We start from the raw sequence: 17,257 nt of genomic DNA, 5'->3' as shown, positions 1-17,257 counted from the left end.
TCCCTTTCCTGGGGTGAGCAGCTGAACCGCTGGATATCGTAACCAGGCTCCGTTCGTCCATGTGCCCGTCCGGCCGGGGCCGTTGGCCGGGGGCACCCCCGCGAGCGGTGGACACGCACGGCCCGGGCGGGGATCCGGTCCTCCTCCACCGGGCAGACTGGGGCGCATGGGCGATACGCGAGCGACAGCCGGGGCCGTGCCGGACCCCGGCCTTCCCCCGGTGATCACGTGCCGGGAGCCGGGCAGTTTCGCCCGTGGCGTCATGGCCGAGCGCCATCCGGCGCTGATCGAACAGGTGCGGGAGGCCTTCCCGTACGGCCCCGGGCAGCACCGGGCCCTGGACGCCCTGCTGCGGGAGACCCTCCACGGCGTCGTCGAGCCGCTCGGCCCCGGCAGCGCGGACCGCGCGCTCTGGCTGGAGTGGGGAGAGGAGTACGTCGGCCGCCCCTGGTTCGACGCCCCGTTCCTCTGGGCCGAGAGCTACTTCTACCGCAGGCTCCTGGGTGCGGTCGGCTACTTCGACGAGGGGCCGTGGCAGGGCGTCGACCCCTTCGCCCCCTTCAAGCGCGCCGAGCTCCGCGGCGACACGGTCGAGGAGGAACTCCGCTCCCTGGACGATCTCGCCGCCGTCCCCGCGGACGAACGGGCCACGGCCCTCCTCCAGGCCTCGCTCTGGGGCAACCGGGCCGACCTCGGTTTCCGTGGCCCCTCGGGCGAATCCGTCCCCGGCGAGGCCGACACCCGCCTGGTCGCCGACGACAGCGCGGCGCTGTGGTCCCTCCTGCCGCCCGGGTCCCCGGCCACCGTCGCCTTCGTCGCGGACAACACCGGACGCGAACTGATCCCCGACCTCGTTCTCATCGACCACCTGCTCCAACACGGCCACGCGGACCGGGTGGTGCTCCACGTCAAGCCGTGTCCGTACTACGTCTCCGACGCGATGACGGCCGACGTCGTCGACTGCCTGCGCCGGCTGTGCGGAGCTCCCGGCGAGGCGGGTGCGATCGGCGCACGGGTCTGGGCGGCCATGGGGTCGGGCCGGCTCGACGTGCGTACCCACGCGTTCTTCCGCGCCCCGTTCCCGTACGAGCGGATGCCCGAGGACCTCCGGGCGGAGCTGGCCGCCGCCACGGTGACGATCCTGAAGGGCGACCTCAACTACCGCCGTCTGGTGGGGGACCGGCTCTGGCCGGCGACCACCCCGTTCGCCGGCCCCACGGCGTACTTCCCGGGGCCCGTGGCCGCGCTGCGCACCCTGAAGTCCGACGTGGTCGTGGGGCTGGAAGCGCGCACCCTGGAACGGCTGGAGTCCTCGGGCCGGGCATGGCGCACCAGCGGCACGCACGCCCTGGTCCAGGTGCGCGCCTAGCTCAGCGTGCCACCCCGTACCGGGTGAGCAGGTCGTGCCAGCCCTCATCGAGCCGGTCGACGGCGATGCCCCGTTCGCACGTCAGATGGTGGACGAGGGGGGCGTCGATCGACCCGAGCAGGGTGTGCGCGAGCAGTTCGGGCTCGCCCTCCGCGTGGGCCTGGCGCAGCAGCAGGGCGACATGGCTGAGCCTCAGCCGCTGTGCGGGCACGGTGTAGGTGCGCTGCGGATCGGTGCGGGAGGCCAGGATCAGCTCGTGGTGGTCGCGTTCGTGACGGATCACCGCGGGGCCGAAGGCGTGCAGCCGCTCGGCCGCGGGGGCGTCCGGGCCCATGGGCGGAGGCCCGGACAGGAACGCGGCCTGCAGGAGGGCTTCGCGGTGGTCGAGGAGCGCGATGAGCAGTCCGGTGCGGTCCTTGAAGCGGCGGAAGACGGTCCCCTTGCCGACTCCGGCGGCGGCGGCGACCGACTCCATGGTGAGGTCCGCCGCCCCGCAGCGGGCGAGGAGGCGGGAGGCGGCGTCCAGCAGCAGCGCCCGGTTGCGTGCCGCGTCCGCCCTCAGCGGCTCCGGTCCGCCGACGGCCGCGAGCGCGAGGCCCGTCCGCCCCTCTCCGGGGTCGGGTGGCCCGGGCAGCGGGAGCAGGGGAGCGGTCATGACTTCAGGGTAGCGCCGGAAGACCGTAAGTGGACCGCGGTCCGTTTAGGTGGTACAACTTTAAACGGACCCTGGTCCGCTTACTTCCGCGGGAGCTTGGTCCGCTCACTTCTGCAGTCTCCGTCTTCCGGGAGCTCCCCCATGTCTGTACGCATCCTCGCCCTCGTCGGCAGCCTCCGCGCCGGCTCCCACAACCGTCAGCTCGCCGAGGCGGCCGTCAGGCACGCGCCCGAGGGTGTCGAGGTCGAGCTGTACGAGGGCCTCGTCGACGTCCCCTTCTACAACGAGGACCTCGACGTCGAGGGTGGCGTCCCGGCGGCCGCCGCCGCGCTGCGTGAGGCGGCCGGCCGGGCCGACGCGTTCCTGCTGTTCTCGCCCGAGTACAACGGCACCATGCCGGCCGTGCTGAAGAACGCCATCGACTGGCTGTCCCGCCCTTACGGTGCCGGCGCCCTGACCGCCAAGCCGGTCGCCGTGGTCGGTACCGCCTTCGGCCAGTTCGGCGGCGTGTGGGCCCAGGACGAGGCCCGCAAGGCGGCCGGCCTCGCGGGCGGAGCGGTCCTGGCGGACGTCAAGCTCTCCATCCCCGGCTCCGTGACCCGCTTCGCCGAGCTCCACCCGGCGGACGACGCCGAGGTCGTCACCTCGCTGACCGAGGTGCTCCGCCAGGTCGCCGAGGGCGCCGCGGCGACTGTCTGATCCTCCCGGCGGCACGCCGAGCATCTCTCGCCGCCACCCTCGCGCCACCGGCGCGGCCAAGGGCCTGTCCCCTCTCCCAGGAGAGGGGACAGGCCCTTCTGTCGTGGTGCGGGCGGGCGCCGCACGGATGTCCGGCAGGCCGGTGCCACGGCTACCGCAATATGGCAAACAGAATCGTTGACAATCCTGTTGGCCTAGATTTAGGTTCGACAGGCACTCACTCAGGGGGGCAACGATGCCGAAGGAAGCCGGTCCGACCAGTGGGGAGCAGGCCAGGCAGCTGGCTCTCACCCACCTGCGGCAGGCGATTCTGCGCGGCGAGATGGCACCGGCCCAGCGGCTGGTGGAGAACGAACTCGCCGAGCAGTTCGGTGTGACACGGGCCAGTGTCAGGGCGGCACTGATCGAGCTGGAGTCGGAGGGGCTGGTCGAGCGGATCCGTAACCGCGGATCGCGGGTGCGCGTGGTGAGCGTCGACGAAGCCGTCGCCATCACCGAGTGCCGCATGGCCCTGGAAGGGCTCTGTGCCGCCAAGGCCGCCGTCGCGGCCAGCGACGAGCAGCTTGACCGGCTCACGGTGGTCGGCGAGGCGATGACCAAGGCGGTCGCCGGTGGCGAGCCCATGCTCTATTCCGACCTGAATCATGAACTGCACGCCCTGGTCAGGGAGTTCTCCGGCCAGCAGACAGCCGTATCGCTCCTGGAGCGGCTGAACGGCCAGTTGGTACGCCACAGGTTCCAGCTCGCCCTGCGGCCGGGGCGCCCCCAGCAGTCCCTGAGTGAGCACCTGGCCATGATCGACGCGATCAGGGCCAGGGAACCGCAGGCGGCCGAGGCGGCCGTCCGCTCCCACCTGGCGAGCGTGATCGAGGCACTGCGCGTGTGACGCGCGGCGCCTGATCGACGTACCGCGCGCATGGCGCGCCTCGCTGGTGGGCCGAGCCCTGTCCAGCAAGGAGAGTTCAGCCATGACGACCGAGACGGCGTGGACCGCGGGGGTGCCGGGATGAGCGGCACCCTCGTCACCGGCCCGCCCAGGACGGACGTGCGGGATGCCGACGCGCTCTCACGCGCGGGGCGCCGCGAGGGCCTCGCCCGGGAGCGCCTCGCCCGGGAGGCCGCGGCATGACCGGGGAACCGGCGGAGGTCCGGTGCCTCCTGATGCGGGGAGGCACGTCCAAGGGTGCCTATTTCCTGGCCGACGACCTGCCGCGGGATCCGGCCGCCCGCGACGACCTGCTGCTGCGGATCATGGGCAGCCCCGACCCCCGCCAGATCGACGGTCTGGGCGGGGCACAGCCCCTCACCAGCAAGGTCGCGGTCGTCTCCGTACCGGAGGACCCCGACGTCGACGTGGACTACCTCTTCCTCCAGGTCGCCGTCGACACCGCCGACGTGTCCGACCGCCAGAACTGCGGGAACCTGCTCGCCGGTATCGGGCCCTTCGCGGTGGAGCGCGGCCTGGTCGCCGCGGAGGACGGACGGACGTCCGTACGGATCCGGATGGTCAACACCGGCGACCTGGCCACGGCGACCTTCCCCACCCCCGGCGGCCGCGTGGACTACACGGGGACGGCGCGGATCTCCGGGGTACCCGGCTCCGCCGCTCCGGTGGTGATCGAGTTCGCTCGGGGCGCGAGCCCTCTGCTGCCCACGGGCCGGGCCCGTGAGATCGTCGCGGGCACGCCGGTGACCTGCGTGGACAACGGGATGCCGACGGTGCTCATCGCGGCGGAGTCGCTGGACATCACCGGTTACGAGACCCCTCAGGAGCTCGAGGAGAACGCGGCCCTGCGGGACCGGATCGAGAGGATCCGTCTCGAAGCGGGCCCGCTGATGGGCCTCGGCGACGTCCGCGACACGACGGTGCCCAAGATCGGTCTGCTGGCTCCTCCCGCCCACGACGGAGCGGTGACGACCCGTACCTTCATCCCGCACCGTTGCCACACGTCGATCGGCGTACTCGGCGCCGCCGGTGTCGCCGCCGGCCTGCGCATCGCCGGAGGCGTCGCCGAGCCGGTCGCCCGGCTGCCCTCGGAGGGCGACGTGCTGCGCATCGAGCACCCCACCGGGTTCCTCGACATCGAGGCCGCTGTCGTGACGGAGCCGGACGGCACCCCCGCGGTCGTGCGCACCGCGGTGGTGCGCACGGCACGCAAGATCCTCGACGGCACGGTCTTCCCCGGGCCCGCCCGGACTCCGATATCCCCACTCTCCCCGCAAGGAGCCGCAGATGACTCCCCCTCTCGGTGACATCGCCCATGTCGGTCACGCCGAACTGCTCACCCCGGACCTGGACGCCAGCGTCCGGTTCTTCACGGACTACCTCGGCCTGACGGTCAACGGGCGGTCCGGCGACTCCGTGTACCTGCGCACCTTCGACGACTACGAGCACCACAGCCTGGTGCTGACCGCCGCGGAGAAGCCGGGCCTGCGCCGTACCGCCCTGCGTACCTCCAGCGAGGAGGCCCTGCGGCGCAGGGTCGCCGCACTCGAGGAGACGGGCCACGCGGGGCGCTGGGTGGAGGACGAGCCGGGCATCGGCAAGCTCTACCTGACCACCGATCCCGACGGTCACGAGATCGCGCTCTACTGGGAGACCGAGTACTACGAGGCGCCCCCGGAGCTCCGGCCCGCGCTGAAGAACCAGCCGCAGGCCAAGCCGAACCGCGGTGTGGGGGTGCGCCGCCTGGACCACATCAACTTCCTCGCCGCCGACGTCGCCGCCAACGCCGACTTCCAGCAGCAGGTCCTCGGCGCCAGGCCCACCGAGCAGATCCGGCTCGACACCGGCAGGATCGGCGCCAAGTGGCTGACGTTCAACAACAAGTCGTACGACGTCGTGTACACCGCCGACTGGACGGGTTCCGCCGGACGCCTGCACCACATCGCGTTCGCCACCGACACCCGTGAGGACATCCTGCGCGCGGCCGATCTCGCCATCGACAGCGGTGTGTTCATCGAGACCGGACCGCACAAGCACGCCATCCAGCAGACGTTCTTCCTGTACGTCTACGAGCCCGGCGGCAACCGCATCGAGCTCTGCAACCCGCTCACCCGCCTGGTGCTCGCCCCGGACTGGCCGCTGGTCACCTGGACCGAGGCCGAGCGCGCCAAGGGCCAGGCGTGGGGCCTGCAGACGATCGAGTCCTTCCACACGCACGGCACCCCGCCGCTGGACTGACGGGACCGCGTGACGGGCAGGGGCGAGAGGGCTCACACGCCTGTGGGCCGCCCGCACCTGCCCGTGTGACGGGTCCACGACAGTGACTCGAGGGGGCGCGGCTAGATTGCTCCTGAGATTGTTGACAAAAGCGTTGACGTTAATTGCCGGGGTCCTTAACGTCATCCGCACACTCGGGTCCGCCGCGATCGCGCCGCACCGACCCGCCCCTCCCGAAGCTCCTTCAGGGACAGAGCTGTCCCGGACGAGAGGAATACCCCGATGTCCTCCCCAACCCCCGCCACCGGCGTCCGCAGCAGCCGGCTCGCCCTCCTGGCCGTCGGTCTGTGCTGGCTGGTCGTCCTCTTCGACGGCCTCGACATGTTCATCTACGGCTCCGTCCTGCCGCACATGCTGGAGGCCAAGGCGCTCGGTATCGACCCGGGCAAGGCCGGTGACATCGGCTCGTACGCCACCTTCGGCATGCTGATCGGCGCCCTGTCCTCCGGCACGATCAGCGACTGGGCGGGCCGGAAGAAGACGATCGTCGTCTCCACCGCCGTCTTCTCGCTGGCCTCCGCGGTCTGTGCCGTCGCCGGCAGCCTCGAGGTCTTCGGCCTCGGCCGCTTCCTGGCGGGGCTCGGCCTCGGCGGACTCCTGCCGAGTGCCATCACCCTGGTCAGCGAGTACGCCCCGCGCGGCCGCGGCGCACTGATAGTGGGCTCGCTCATGACCGCCCACCAGGCCGGGGGCATCGTGGCGGGCTTCGTGGCGCTGTGGACCGGGGACTGGCGTGTGTCCTTCTGGATCTGCGTGATCCCGCTCTTCATCGGCGTCCCGCTGGCCATCATGTACCTGCCCGAGTCGCTGACCTTCCTGAGGGCCAAGGGACGCACCGAGGAGGCCATGGCACTCGCCGAGCGCTACGGCGTCGAGCCCCCGGTCGCGGCTCCCGCAGCGAAGCGGCCTGCCGGCACCGAGCGCTGGAGCGCTGTCGCCGCCCTGTTCCGGGGAGGCCTCTGGGTGCAGACCCTGTTCTTCTGGCTGGCGTCCTTCGGCGGACTCCTGCTGGTCTACGGCGTCTCCCAGTGGCTGCCCTCGATGATGCGCGCCGCCGGTTACGACCTCGGCTCCTCGCTCGGCTTCGTCATCGTCATCAACCTCGGCGGCATCGTCGGCATGCTCGTCGGCGGCCGGCTCACCGACCGCTTCGGAGGCGCGCGGATCGGCGCGATCTGGTTCGGGGCCACGGCCGTCGGCGTCTACACGCTCAGCGTCCACATGCCGCTGGCCGTCACCTATGCCGTCGTCTTCCTGACCGGCCTGTTCCTCTTCAGCGCCCAAGCGATGATCTACGCCACGGTGGCCGCCCGCTCGGACGACGGCAATCGCGCCACCGCGGTCGGCTGGACCTCCGGCATGGGCCGCTTCGGCGCGGTCTTCGGCCCCTGGCTCGGCGGCCAGCTCCTCGCCACCGGCTCGACCACCACGGGCTTCACCGTCTTCGCGGCCGCGGGCGTCTTCTCGCTGATCTTCATCGGTCTGACCGGGCTGCCGTCCGTGAAGGGCTCCACCGACGAGGACCTCGCCCGCCCGGTCTCCGCGACGGGTTGACCCCTGCGCACGGCCGCGCGATGACGGAGGGCGGGTACCGGACTCGGTACCCGCCCTCCGTCATCGCCCCTGCGCCGCGCTTCACGGCGTCGGAACGCAGGAAGGGCCTGGTCTCCCAGCTGTCGGGGTGGCGGGATGTGAACCCACGACCTCTTTGTACCGAAGCAACTCGGGAAGCTCGTCGCCCTTGGGTCGACGCGCCGTTCACCTGCGCTGATGGTCCGCGGTCGTTCGCGGTTGTACGTCGTGGCTGTCACGCAGTCAGACACTCAATGCGCCATCCACCGGAGCCGTGGCGCAAGAGCTCCTACAGGCCGCGTAGCGCCTCGTACAGGCTGCCGTAGGGGGTCCAGCAGTCGATGCTGCCGTCGTCGTACAGGCTGCCCATGTACCAGTCGTCGTCATCAACAGGCTTCACCAGGCACAGGCCGCGGAATCCGAGGACGATCTCTGGGCGTGACATCTCGTGGGTTTCACCGACGCTGACCCACTTCACCGGCCGATCGAGATCCAAGGCGACAGCCTCTCGGTCTCCCGATACATCGCGGATCTGCTGAAGGGTCCATCCCTGGGGTAGTCGCGCGTCCGCCATGTGCGGATGCTCTCATGCGCCAGGCGTAGATCACCGCTTCAGGAGCGAGGTGAGGGAATCGGGGCCTGACCTGCGCGATCCCGACGTCGCCATCTGTCTGTCATTGCCCCCGCCGGCGCCCGCAGTTCCCCGCGAGTCCCCGCATCTGGCGCGGTCGTGGCACGGGGAACTTCCGATCCATAGCTCCAGCCGGATCGATCGCCGTTGTCATGGATGGCATCTTCAAGGGCGGTCACGAGCGGTAGTCACGCAGAACTACATGCAGCAACGTCAGAGGGCCCAGTGCAACTTACACACTGGGCCCTCTGACCTGCTACTTCAGCTGTCGGGGTGGCGGGATTTGAACCCACGACCTCTTCGTCCCGAACGAAGCGCGCTGCCAAGCTGCGCTACACCCCGATGTCCACCGGTTGTCCCGGCGACATCGATAACCTTAGCCCACCCGCGCCCGGAGGCGAAATCCGGTTTGTGTGCCAGGGCGGGGGCTCAGTCCCGGGGCGTCAGGGTCAGCAGGGTCGCCTCGGGCGGGCAGGCGAAGCGGATCGGGGTGTAGCGGTTCGTGCCGCAGCCCGCCGAGACGTGGAGGTAGGCACGCCGCTCGCCGACCGTGTGGCCGGAGAGGCCCTTGACCCGGTCCGTGTCCAGGTCGCAGTTGGTGACGAGGGCGCCGTAGAAGGGGATGCAGAGCTGCCCGCCGTGGGTGTGGCCCGCCAGGATCAGGGGGTAGCCGTCCGCCGTGAAGGCGTCCAGGGAGCGCAGGTACGGGGCGTGGACGACGCCGATCGAGAGGTCCGCGCCCGTCTCGGGGCCGCCGGCGACCTCGGCGTAACGGTCCCGCTTGATGTGGGGGTCGTCCAGCCCGGTGAAGGCGATCTCCAGCCCGTCGGCCTTGATCCGGCCCCGCGTGTTCGAGAGGTTCTGCCAGCCGGCCACGTCGAAGGCGTCCCGCATGGGCTCCCACGGGTTGTGGACGACGTTGACCGCCGGTGCGTTTCCGTTGAGCCCGTGCTTGCCCTGCGTCTTCTCCAGGAGGTAGCGCACCGGGTTCCGGAGCTTCGGGCCGTAGTAGTCGTTGGAGCCGAAGACGTAGACCCCGGGGAACTCCATCAGCGGGCCGAGCGCGTCGAGCAGCTCCGGCACGGCCTCCGGGTCCGAGAGGTTGTCCCCGGTGTTCACCACGAAGTCCGGACGCAGGCCCGCCAGTGACTGCAGCCAGGCGCGCTTCTTGCGCTGGCCGCTCACCATGTGGATGTCGGAGACCTGCAGTACGCGCAACGGGCGTGCTCCGTGCGGGAGTACGGGAATCGTGATCCGGCGGAGGCGGAACGAGCGGGCCTCGAACCCGGCCGCGTACGCGAGGCCGGCGGCACCGACCGCTGCGCCGACTGCCGTGACTTTCAGGGGTACTCCGTAGCGTGCGCGCATGGGCCCATCGTCGCAGAAACGGTGCGGTGCGACGAAAACAGGCGGGCGGCAGGTGCCCCGTACCTGTCACAATCGCCGCATGACCACGCTCAAGTCCAAGCTCAAGGAAGACCTCACCACGGCCATGAAGGCGCGTGACGAGCTCACCTCGTCCACCCTCCGGCTCACCCTCACCGCGATCACCAAGGAAGAGGTCAGCGGCAAGACGTCGCGCGAGCTCTCCGACGACGAGGTGCAGAAGGTGATCGCCAAGGAGGCGAAGAAGCGCCGCGAGGCGGCCGAGGCCTTCGCGCAGGGCGGCCGGACGGAGCAGGCCGAGCGGGAGAAGGCGGAGGGCGAACTGCTCGACGCGTACCTGCCCAAGCAGCTCACCGACGACGAGCTGAACGCGATCGTCGCGCAGGCCGTCGCGGAGGCGAAGGCCGCCGGCGCCGAGGGGCCGCGGGCCATGGGCGCCGTCATGAAGATCGTCAACCCCAAGGTCGCGGGGCTGGCCGAGGGCGGCCGGGTCGCCACCACGGTGAAGAAGCTGCTCGCCGGCTGATCACCGGGTCGCGAATCCCGCGGACCGACGCGCTCGAAGCTCGCCGGTCCGCGGGCGACCTGGATCAACCGGGGGTCGTGACCCTGCGGGCGACCTGGATCAGCTGAACGTCGTCACGTGCTCCAGCATGTGGTCGTAGCTGTCCCAGTGGATGCCGCCGGTCGTGGTTCCGTCCCAGACGCCCGTGTACGCCACCAGGGTGATGTGGCGGTCCTCGGGGAGGGACATGTCCACGTGGCGGGTGGAGCCGGCCTTGGTCCGGTTCCAGTAGTAGTACGTGGTGTCGCCCTGCACGATGAGCCGGGCGACGGTCGACTTGCCGTCGGAGACCAGGTCCGTCACGTAGAGGTGCTCGCCGTACGGTTCGAACTTGGCCTGCCCCAGCTTGGACGTGGTGTAGATGCTCACGGCGGGGTCGTCGGCCTGTGCCGAGGACGTCGTGATTCCTCCTGCCAGTGCGATTGCGGAGGCGATGGTTATGGCACGCATGACGTTACGCATGTGGACGTCTTCCCGTTGGGCATCGGAGATGCGGATAAGAGAATGATGAATTCTGCGATGTCCTGCTTCTTCACCGTTCGGATTGAGATTTCTCAGTGGTGCGGCAGTTCGCCGAGATGCGCATCAGGACTTTCTCATCAGCCCTGAAGGGCTTTCCCGCGACAGGGGACTGGGAGCACACCCGCCAATTCCTTGCCGCTTTGGAGTCGAGCGGTTCGGAGGGGGCTCCCTGGTCCAGGGCCGTCATTCGGTCGGGCGCGAAGCCGGTCGACGCCATCAGCGCGGCGGCCTCGGCGGTGGTCCTGCCCGTGACGTCGGGGACCGGAGGTCGCGGCACGACAGCGCCCTTCTTCGTGGGGCAGTCCTCCGCCGAGGGCACCACGAACAGGTCGATCGCACCGTAGTCCGGCTTGTCCTCCGTGAAGCAGACCGCGTACTCCCGAGTCATCTCCGGAGGTATGTATCTGCTCAGGAAGGTGGCGTCACGGAGGGACAGGCCCAGCCCTGCGGCTGTCACCTCGTCCACGACCTCCAAGAGCGGAGTTCCCGGCTTCACGTCCCGGAATTCGACCTCGGCCCCCGTGCGCGAATCCTGGGAGGATCCGCAGCCTGTGGCAAGTAGGGAAGTCGCTATCAGGAGTGAGACCACTCTTGCTCTGTCAATGACTCGCAACCGTCTTTACACCCTTGCTCTGTGCGGTCCCGCAGGTAGGCGAATATCATCCGCACCCTTTGTTCGATCGATCATAGATCTCCTTGATGCGTTTGCGCATGCATTATTCTCGAAGCGACCGGAACGAGATGGTCCAGTACTGCGCTGGGTGAAATGCAGTGGTCGCAAAGTCTTCTGTGAGTGGAATTTTCGGATTCGCGACCGAGGTGAAGTCTCGTTTCTTTCACCATGAGTCACGTGAGGTACGTCACGCTGTGCCCTCGGTGCGGTGCGGTGCGGTGCGGTGCGGGGCCGTGAGTACGGCGCCCGTGGGGAAGGTGGCGGCGAGGGCGCATGCCCCTGCCGACTCGCCCCGTCGCAAGCGCGTACGGCGTGGCGCACGAAGGAGGGCGCCTCCCCGGTGGGGGAGGCGCCCTCCTTCGTGCTGTGGTCGCTGGCCCGGACGGCTGGAGGGCCGTCACACGGGCCGGGGGTCAGGGACCGTTCCCGCCGCGCCCGCCGCCGTCGTTCCCGCCGATGATGCCGGGCGGCAGGGTGATGCCGCCGATGGGATCGGAGGTGCCGGGCTTGCCGTTGTCGTTCCCGCCGCCGTTGCCCTCGCCGCGGCCGTCGCCCTTCTCCTTGTCCTCTTCCTTCTCCTTGGCGCGCGGCACCGAGACCGGGTTGAAGGCCGGGGTCTCCGAGGCGTTCAGGGCGCCGGTCATCGCGGTCTTCCAGATGGGGCCGGGGAGGCAGCCGCCACAGACCTTGTCGTAGTACTGGCCGCCGATGGTGATGTTGTACATCGGCACCTTCTTGCCGACGTCCGCACCCACCCACACCGCCGTGGAGAGGTTCGGCGTGTAACCGACGAACCAGGCGTCCACGCGGTCGTTGGTGGTACCGGTCTTGCCCGCGTTGTCGCGGTCCGTCAGGCCGGCCTGGGTGCCGGTGCCGTCCTCGACGACGCCCTTGAGCATCTGGTTGATGGTGTCGGCCGTCTTCTCGCTCATCGCCCGCGAGCACGAGGACTTGGGCACGTCGAGCTTCTTGCCGTTGGCGTCCGTGATGGCCTCGATGGCGATCGGCGTGCAGTACGTGCCGCGGTTGGCGAACGCCGCGTACGTGGAGGCCATGCCGAGCGGCGTGCTCTCCGTGCCGCCCAGCGTGATCGACGGGTGGCTGTCCGAGACGGGCTTGCCGTCACCCCGCTCGTAGCCGAGCTTCTTCGCCATGGTGACCGTCTCGCACAGTCCGGCCTGCTGCTCCAGTTTGGCGAAGTAGGTGTTGATCGACTTGCCGAGCGCGCTCGTCATGTCGAAGGCGCCCTTCTCGGACTCCAACTCGTTCTGGAGGTCCCAGTTGCCGCTCCCGACCGGCGATCCCGCGCAGTTCCGGTAGGAGTCCATCGGCACCGAGATCTTCCAGTCGGAGCTGTAGCTCTGCGCCGGGTTGATGCCCTTCTCCAGGGCCGCGGCGGCCGTGATCGGCTTGAAGGTGGACCCGACCTGGAAGCCGTAGGTGCTGCCGCCCATGGCGCTGCTGACGGCGAGGTTGAGCATCGTCTGGTGCTTCTTCTGGTCCAGGCCGTACGGCCTGGACTGGCCCATCGAAAGGATCTTTCCGGTGCCGGGCTGGACCTGCACCACCGACGCGGCGACCTTGTCGCCCTTGTTGACCTTCGAGGTCGCGGCCTCGTTGGCGGCCTGCTGCGCGCGCGGCGAGAGAGTCGTCCTGATGGTCAGCCCGCCGAGGTTCCAGAGCTTGGTGCGCTCCTCGTGGGTCTTGCCGAAGGCGGGGTCGTTCAGGACGGTCTTGCGTACGTAGTCGCAGAAGAAGCCGGCGCCGCTGACGGCCGTGATGCATCCGCTGTTCGGCTTGCTGACCTTCAGCTCGACCGGGACGGCGATGGCCTTCGCGGCCTCGTCCTGGGAGATGTCGCCGACGGCGGCCATGCGCAGCAGCACGGTGTTGCGACGCTTGGTCGCCTCCTCCGTGTCGTTGACCGGGTCGTAGCGCGTCGGCGACTGGACGAGGCCGGCCAGCATCGCCGCCTCCTCCAGCTTCAGGTCCTTGGCGTGCTTGGAGAAGTAGCGCTGGGAGGCCGCCTCGATCCCGTAGGCCTGCTGCCCGAAGAACGTGATGTTGAGGTAGTTCTCCAGGATCTTCTTCTTGCCGAGTTCCTCCTCGACCTGGATCGCGTACTTGAGCTCACGCACCTTGCGGCCCAGGGTCTGCTGGGTGGCCTCGGCGACCTTCTCCGGGTCGTCGCCCGCCTCCTCGACGAAGACGTTCTTCACGTACTGCTGGGTGAGGGTCGAGGCGCCCTGCGCGGCGCCGCCCTCCTGCACGTTGCGGTTCATCGCGCGCAGGATGCCCTTGAGGTCCACCGCGCCGTGCTCGTAGAAGCGCGAGTCCTCGATCGCGATGATCGCGTCCTGCATGTACGGGGAGATGTCCTTGAGCGGGACGACGGTGCGGTCACGCGAGTAGTCCGTCGCGATGAGCCCGCCCTCGTTGTCCAGGATCGTGATCCGCTGGCTCAGCGGCGGGGTCTTGAGGTTGGAAGGGATCTCGTCGAATCCCTCGACCGTCCCCTTGGCCGCGAGCCCGAGTGCGCCGGCGGCCGGCAGCGCGATGCCCGCCAGCACAGCTCCGGAGAGCGCGGCGACACCGAGGAACTTGGCGGCCTGCTGGGTCGTCGTCAGACCCCCGCCTGAGCGCTTCTTTGGCATGGGGGCAGCCTACGTTCTCATTCGCCGGACATACGTATAGGCCTTGGCCTAAGCTGCTCCCAACTGTCACAGCAGTCCGGTTTTGTATCAACCCCCCTGCACGGCCCTCACCGGAATTCAGCCACCTGTCGAGGCGTTCCCGAAATCGCCCCATGTGTTGCTGAATGTCCGTAGCGACTTGGGGGTTCCTGTCCCGATTCGGTCGGGATGGTCGCGCATGTCCTCGCATCACTCCCCTGGGTGATCTGCCGCGTACGCATAGTCCGTTCGGGCCATTCAAGATTGGGCCCGAAGGGGGTGTTGTGCTGTCGCCACCTTCCGTAACGTCCTCAACTGGCAGCGGTGAATATGCCGCTACCGCCGTGGGGGAGCCTCGATTCGGGAGAGGACGGCGCCGGCATGGGCTGGGTAACCGACTGGAGTGCGCAGGCAGCCTGCCGCACTACCGATCCGGATGAACTGTTCGTACAAGGGGCAGCGCAGAACAGGGCCAAGGCGGTGTGCACCGGATGCCCGGTGCGGACCGAGTGCCTGGCCGATGCGCTGGACAATCGCGTCGAGTTCGGCGTGTGGGGTGGAATGACGGAGCGGGAGCGCCGCGCACTGCTGAGGCGACGGCCCACCGTGACCTCCTGGCGCCGCCTGCTGGAGACCGCGCGCAGTGAGTACGAGCGGTCCACGGGCATGCTGCCCGCAGCGGTGGGCCTGGACGACGATCTGCATGAAGACGACCTGCACGACGACGAGCTGCACGAGACGTTCGCCGCCGTGGGGTAGTGCCACGGGCTCCCGCGAGGGAGGCCCGGTGGTGGGTCCTACGCAGCTCCGGCCGGGGTGGAACCGGTCGCGAGCCGTTCCCCGATGGCCCTGAGGCCTGAGAGGTCGTGCACGTCACCGGGCAGTGCGGCCACCTCGGTCACCGGGACCTCGGGGTGGAGTGTGGTGAAGCGCTCGCGTGTGTGCTGTTCGCGCGCGACCACCTGCATTCGCTCGGCGTGCAGCCGCAACAGGCCTGCGGTCAGCTGCTCGACGGACGCGACGTCCGCGTCGGCTCCGTCGTGCCCGTCCACCTCCGCGATCGCGGGTGGTCCGGACGGGTCAGTCGACTTTCGGCCACGGCTCTGCGGCTCAGGGGTGCGCGACGTGTGGTCGTGCCGGGGCGGCTCCTGCTGTAGCGGCTCGTGCGGGGAGGACTCGTCGTCGTGCTCGGGGGAGAGTGGCGACTCCGGGGCTTCGGGAGAGGTGGCGGCCGCCGGGTCCGCCGGGTCACCAAGGCCAGCCTTCCCGGCCGCCTGATCCACAATGCCGGCGTCTTCAAGATTTTCCGCGGCGGCCAGTGCCCGCTCCGCGGAGAGCCGGGAGGCCTCGCTGCCGTGCACCCGGTTGAGGACGAGGCCGGCCAGCGGCATCTCCTCCGCGGCCAGCCGTTCCACGAAGTAGGCGGCCTCACGCAGCGCGTCGCGCTCCGGCGTCGCCACCACGAGGAACGCCGTGCCGGGCGCCTGGAGCAGCTTGTACGTCGCGTCGGCCCGGGTACGGAATCCGCCGAACATGGAGTCCATCGCCGCGACGAAGGTCTGTACGTCGCGCAGGAACTGGCCGCCGAGCAGTTTGCCGAGCGTCCCCGTCATCATCGACATGCCGACGTTGAGGAACTTCATCCCGGCCCGCCCGCCGATCTTCGCCGGAGCGATCAGCAGCCGGATGAACTTCCCGTCCAGGAACGAGCCGAGACGTTTCGGCGCGTCCAGGAAGTCCAGCGCGGAACGGGACGGCGGGGTGTCGACGATGATCAGGTCCCACTCGTCGCGCGCCCTCAGCTGCCCCAGCTTCTCCATCGCCATGTACTCCTGCGTGCCCGCGAACCCGGCCGACAGCGACTGGTAGAAGGGGTTCTCCAGGATCGCGCGGGCCCGCTCGGCGTCCGTGTGCGCCTCGACGGTCTCGTCGAAGGTGCGCTTCATGTCGAGCATCATGGCGTGCAGCTCGCCCTTGCCCGCGATGTCCTCGACCCGGCGCGGGACGTTGTCCAGCTGGTCGATGCCCATGGACTGGGCGAGCCGGCGAGCCGGGTCGATGGTGAGGACGACGACCTTGCGTCCGCGCTCGGCCGCCCGTACGCCGAGCGCCGCCGCGGTCGTGGTCTTGCCCACGCCGCCGGATCCGCAGCACACGATGATGCGGATCTCCGGGTCGTCCAGGAGCGCGTCCGTCCTCAGTCCCGGTGCGATGTCCGTCTCCGGCGTCATGACCCCACCCCTCGTCCGGAGCCGCGTCGCTTCCCGCCCGGGGACGTCTGCCCCGCCGCGTCCGCGGTCTCGTCGCCGACACCCTGTTTGCGGAACTCCTCCGCCAGCTCGTGCAACGCCGGCAGGCTCACTCCCTCGCCCATCAGCGGGAGCTCGGCCATGGGCAGCCCGAGCCCGGCCAGCACCGCGCGCTGCTCACGCTCCAGGCCGACCCGCTGTGCATGCTCGGCCGCCTGCTCGACCAGCGGCTTGACCAGCGCCGCGGAACCCGTCACGCCGGCCCGGGTGAGCGTCTTCGCGATCTCCTTGCGGCGGCCCCCCGACGCCGTGCGCAGCGTCTCCTCGTCCAGCAGGTGGGGCCGCACCATGTTCACCACGACCCGGCCCACGGGCAGTTCGGCGGCCCGCAGCTCGGCGATGCCGTCCGCGGTCTCCTGGACCGGCATCTCCTCCAGGAGCGTCACCAGGTGGACGGCGGTCTCGGGGGACTTCAGCACTCTCATCACGGCCTGCGCCTGATTGTGTATCGGGCCGATCCGCGCCAGCCCCGCCACCTCGTCGTTCACGTTGAGGAAGCGGGTGATGCGACCGGTGGGCGGCGCGTCCATGATCACGTAGTCGTAGACGAACCGGCCCTGCTTGTCCTTGCGGCGTACGGCCTCGCAGGCCTTGCCGGTCAGCAGGACGTCCCGGACTCCCGGCGCGATGGTGGTGGCGAAGTCGATCGCCCCGAGCTTCTTCAGCGCCCGGCCCGCGCTGCCGAGCTTGTAGAACATCTGGAGGTAGTCGAGGAGTGCGCGCTCGGCGTCGATCGCCAGGGCGTGGACCTCGCCGCCGCCCGGCGCGACGGCGATCCGGCGTTCCTCGTAGGGGAGGGCCTCGGACTCGAAGAGCTGGGCGATGCCCTGCCTGCCCTCGACCTCGACGAGGAGAGTGCGCCTGCCCTCGGTCGCGAGGGCGAGCGCGAGTGCGGCGGCGACCGTGGTCTTACCGGTCCCGCCCTTGCCGCTGACGACCTGGAACCTGCTCACGTCTTCGAGCCTAACCAGTCGGCAGGCA

General features: G+C 69.6%; 17 protein-coding genes and 1 tRNA gene. 9 read left to right on the top strand and 9 right to left on the bottom strand.

Annotation, left to right across the window (positions count from 1 at the left end; translation table 11 throughout):
• Positions 1-166: 166 nt before the first annotated feature.
• On the top strand, positions 167-1,369 hold the full coding sequence (locus tag OG488_RS17530; RefSeq protein ID WP_443074226.1) for a damage-control phosphatase ARMT1 family protein: 1,203 nt from the start codon (positions 167-169) through the stop codon (positions 1,367-1,369).
• 1 nt (position 1,370) lies between these two features.
• Here the strand turns inward: OG488_RS17530 and OG488_RS17525 are convergent, their stop codons facing one another.
• Positions 1,371-2,024, bottom strand: a complete 654-nt coding sequence (locus OG488_RS17525; RefSeq protein WP_329230337.1) for a TetR/AcrR family transcriptional regulator — start codon at positions 2,022-2,024, stop codon at positions 1,371-1,373.
• A 141-nt stretch (positions 2,025-2,165) separates the two neighbouring features.
• Here OG488_RS17525 and OG488_RS17520 point away from each other — a divergent pair, with 141 nt between their 5' ends.
• The 6 genes from OG488_RS17520 to OG488_RS17495 all read left to right on the top strand — a co-directional run bounded on the left by OG488_RS17520 (position 2,166) and on the right by OG488_RS17495 (position 7,500).
• Positions 2,166-2,723, top strand: a complete 558-nt coding sequence (locus OG488_RS17520; RefSeq protein WP_329230336.1) for an NAD(P)H-dependent oxidoreductase — start codon at positions 2,166-2,168, stop codon at positions 2,721-2,723.
• Positions 2,724-2,958: 235 nt separating this feature from the next.
• Positions 2,959-3,609, top strand: coding sequence for a GntR family transcriptional regulator (locus tag OG488_RS17515; RefSeq protein ID WP_329230334.1), 651 nt, complete (start codon positions 2,959-2,961; stop codon positions 3,607-3,609).
• 120 nt (positions 3,610-3,729) lie between these two features.
• Entirely contained in the window at positions 3,730-3,852 is a 123-nt protein-coding gene (locus OG488_RS17510; protein ID WP_329230333.1) for a hypothetical protein, read from the top strand.
• Complete coding sequence (locus OG488_RS17505; protein ID WP_329230332.1) at positions 3,849-4,976, top strand: 4-oxalomesaconate tautomerase; 1,128 nt, start codon at positions 3,849-3,851, stop codon at positions 4,974-4,976. Before OG488_RS17510 ends, OG488_RS17505 begins: the two co-directional genes overlap by 4 nt.
• A complete protein-coding gene (locus OG488_RS17500; protein WP_329230331.1) occupies positions 4,957-5,907 on the top strand; it encodes a catechol 2,3-dioxygenase in 951 nt (316 codons plus the stop codon). Before OG488_RS17505 ends, OG488_RS17500 begins: the two co-directional genes overlap by 20 nt.
• 261 nt (positions 5,908-6,168) lie before the next feature.
• On the top strand, positions 6,169-7,500 hold the full coding sequence (locus OG488_RS17495; protein WP_329230329.1) for an MFS transporter: 1,332 nt from the start codon (positions 6,169-6,171) through the stop codon (positions 7,498-7,500).
• A gap of 307 nt (positions 7,501-7,807) precedes the next feature.
• Here the strand turns inward: OG488_RS17495 and OG488_RS17490 are convergent, their stop codons facing one another.
• The 3 genes from OG488_RS17490 to OG488_RS17480 all read right to left on the bottom strand — a co-directional run bounded on the left by OG488_RS17490 (position 7,808) and on the right by OG488_RS17480 (position 9,517).
• Positions 7,808-7,963 (bottom strand): hypothetical protein, encoded by a 156-nt coding sequence (locus tag OG488_RS17490; protein ID WP_329230327.1) that lies wholly within the window; start codon positions 7,961-7,963, stop codon positions 7,808-7,810.
• Positions 7,964-8,417: 454 nt separating this feature from the next.
• Positions 8,418-8,491 (bottom strand) — tRNA-Pro (locus OG488_RS17485).
• 87 nt (positions 8,492-8,578) lie between these two features.
• On the bottom strand, positions 8,579-9,517 hold the full coding sequence (locus tag OG488_RS17480) for a metallophosphoesterase (RefSeq protein WP_329230326.1): 939 nt from the start codon (positions 9,515-9,517) through the stop codon (positions 8,579-8,581).
• A 79-nt stretch (positions 9,518-9,596) separates the two neighbouring features.
• Here OG488_RS17480 and OG488_RS17475 point away from each other — a divergent pair, with 79 nt between their 5' ends.
• Entirely contained in the window at positions 9,597-10,061 is a 465-nt protein-coding gene (locus tag OG488_RS17475) for a GatB/YqeY domain-containing protein (RefSeq protein ID WP_329230324.1), read from the top strand.
• 99 nt (positions 10,062-10,160) lie between these two features.
• Here OG488_RS17475 and OG488_RS17470 read toward each other — a convergent pair whose 3' ends face one another.
• The 3 genes from OG488_RS17470 to OG488_RS17460 all read right to left on the bottom strand — a co-directional run bounded on the left by OG488_RS17470 (position 10,161) and on the right by OG488_RS17460 (position 13,949).
• Positions 10,161-10,550, bottom strand: coding sequence for a hypothetical protein (locus OG488_RS17470; RefSeq protein ID WP_329230322.1), 390 nt, complete (start codon positions 10,548-10,550; stop codon positions 10,161-10,163).
• Between the two features lie 82 nt (positions 10,551-10,632).
• Entirely contained in the window at positions 10,633-11,211 is a 579-nt protein-coding gene (locus OG488_RS17465; protein ID WP_329230320.1) for a PASTA domain-containing protein, read from the bottom strand.
• Between the two features lie 497 nt (positions 11,212-11,708).
• Entirely contained in the window at positions 11,709-13,949 is a 2,241-nt protein-coding gene (locus OG488_RS17460) for a transglycosylase domain-containing protein (RefSeq protein WP_329230319.1), read from the bottom strand.
• A 399-nt stretch (positions 13,950-14,348) separates the two neighbouring features.
• Here OG488_RS17460 and OG488_RS17455 point away from each other — a divergent pair, with 399 nt between their 5' ends.
• Positions 14,349-14,726, top strand: coding sequence for a WhiB family transcriptional regulator (locus OG488_RS17455; RefSeq protein ID WP_329230317.1), 378 nt, complete (start codon positions 14,349-14,351; stop codon positions 14,724-14,726).
• Positions 14,727-14,764: 38 nt separating this feature from the next.
• Here OG488_RS17455 and OG488_RS17450 read toward each other — a convergent pair whose 3' ends face one another.
• Both OG488_RS17450 and OG488_RS17445 read right to left on the bottom strand, forming a co-directional pair.
• Positions 14,765-16,198: an ArsA family ATPase gene (locus OG488_RS17450; RefSeq protein ID WP_329230316.1), complete on the bottom strand. Its 1,434-nt coding sequence runs from the start codon at positions 16,196-16,198 to the stop codon at positions 14,765-14,767.
• On the bottom strand, positions 16,195-17,229 hold the full coding sequence (locus tag OG488_RS17445) for an ArsA family ATPase (protein ID WP_329230314.1): 1,035 nt from the start codon (positions 17,227-17,229) through the stop codon (positions 16,195-16,197). Before OG488_RS17445 ends, OG488_RS17450 begins: the two co-directional genes overlap by 4 nt.
• Positions 17,230-17,257: the final 28 nt, after the last annotated feature.

The sequence above is a fragment of the Streptomyces sp. NBC_01460 genome, from assembly GCF_036227405.1.
Lineage (GTDB): Bacteria > Actinomycetota > Actinomycetes > Streptomycetales > Streptomycetaceae > Streptomyces.
This window is presented reverse-complemented; position numbering and strand designations above follow the sequence as displayed.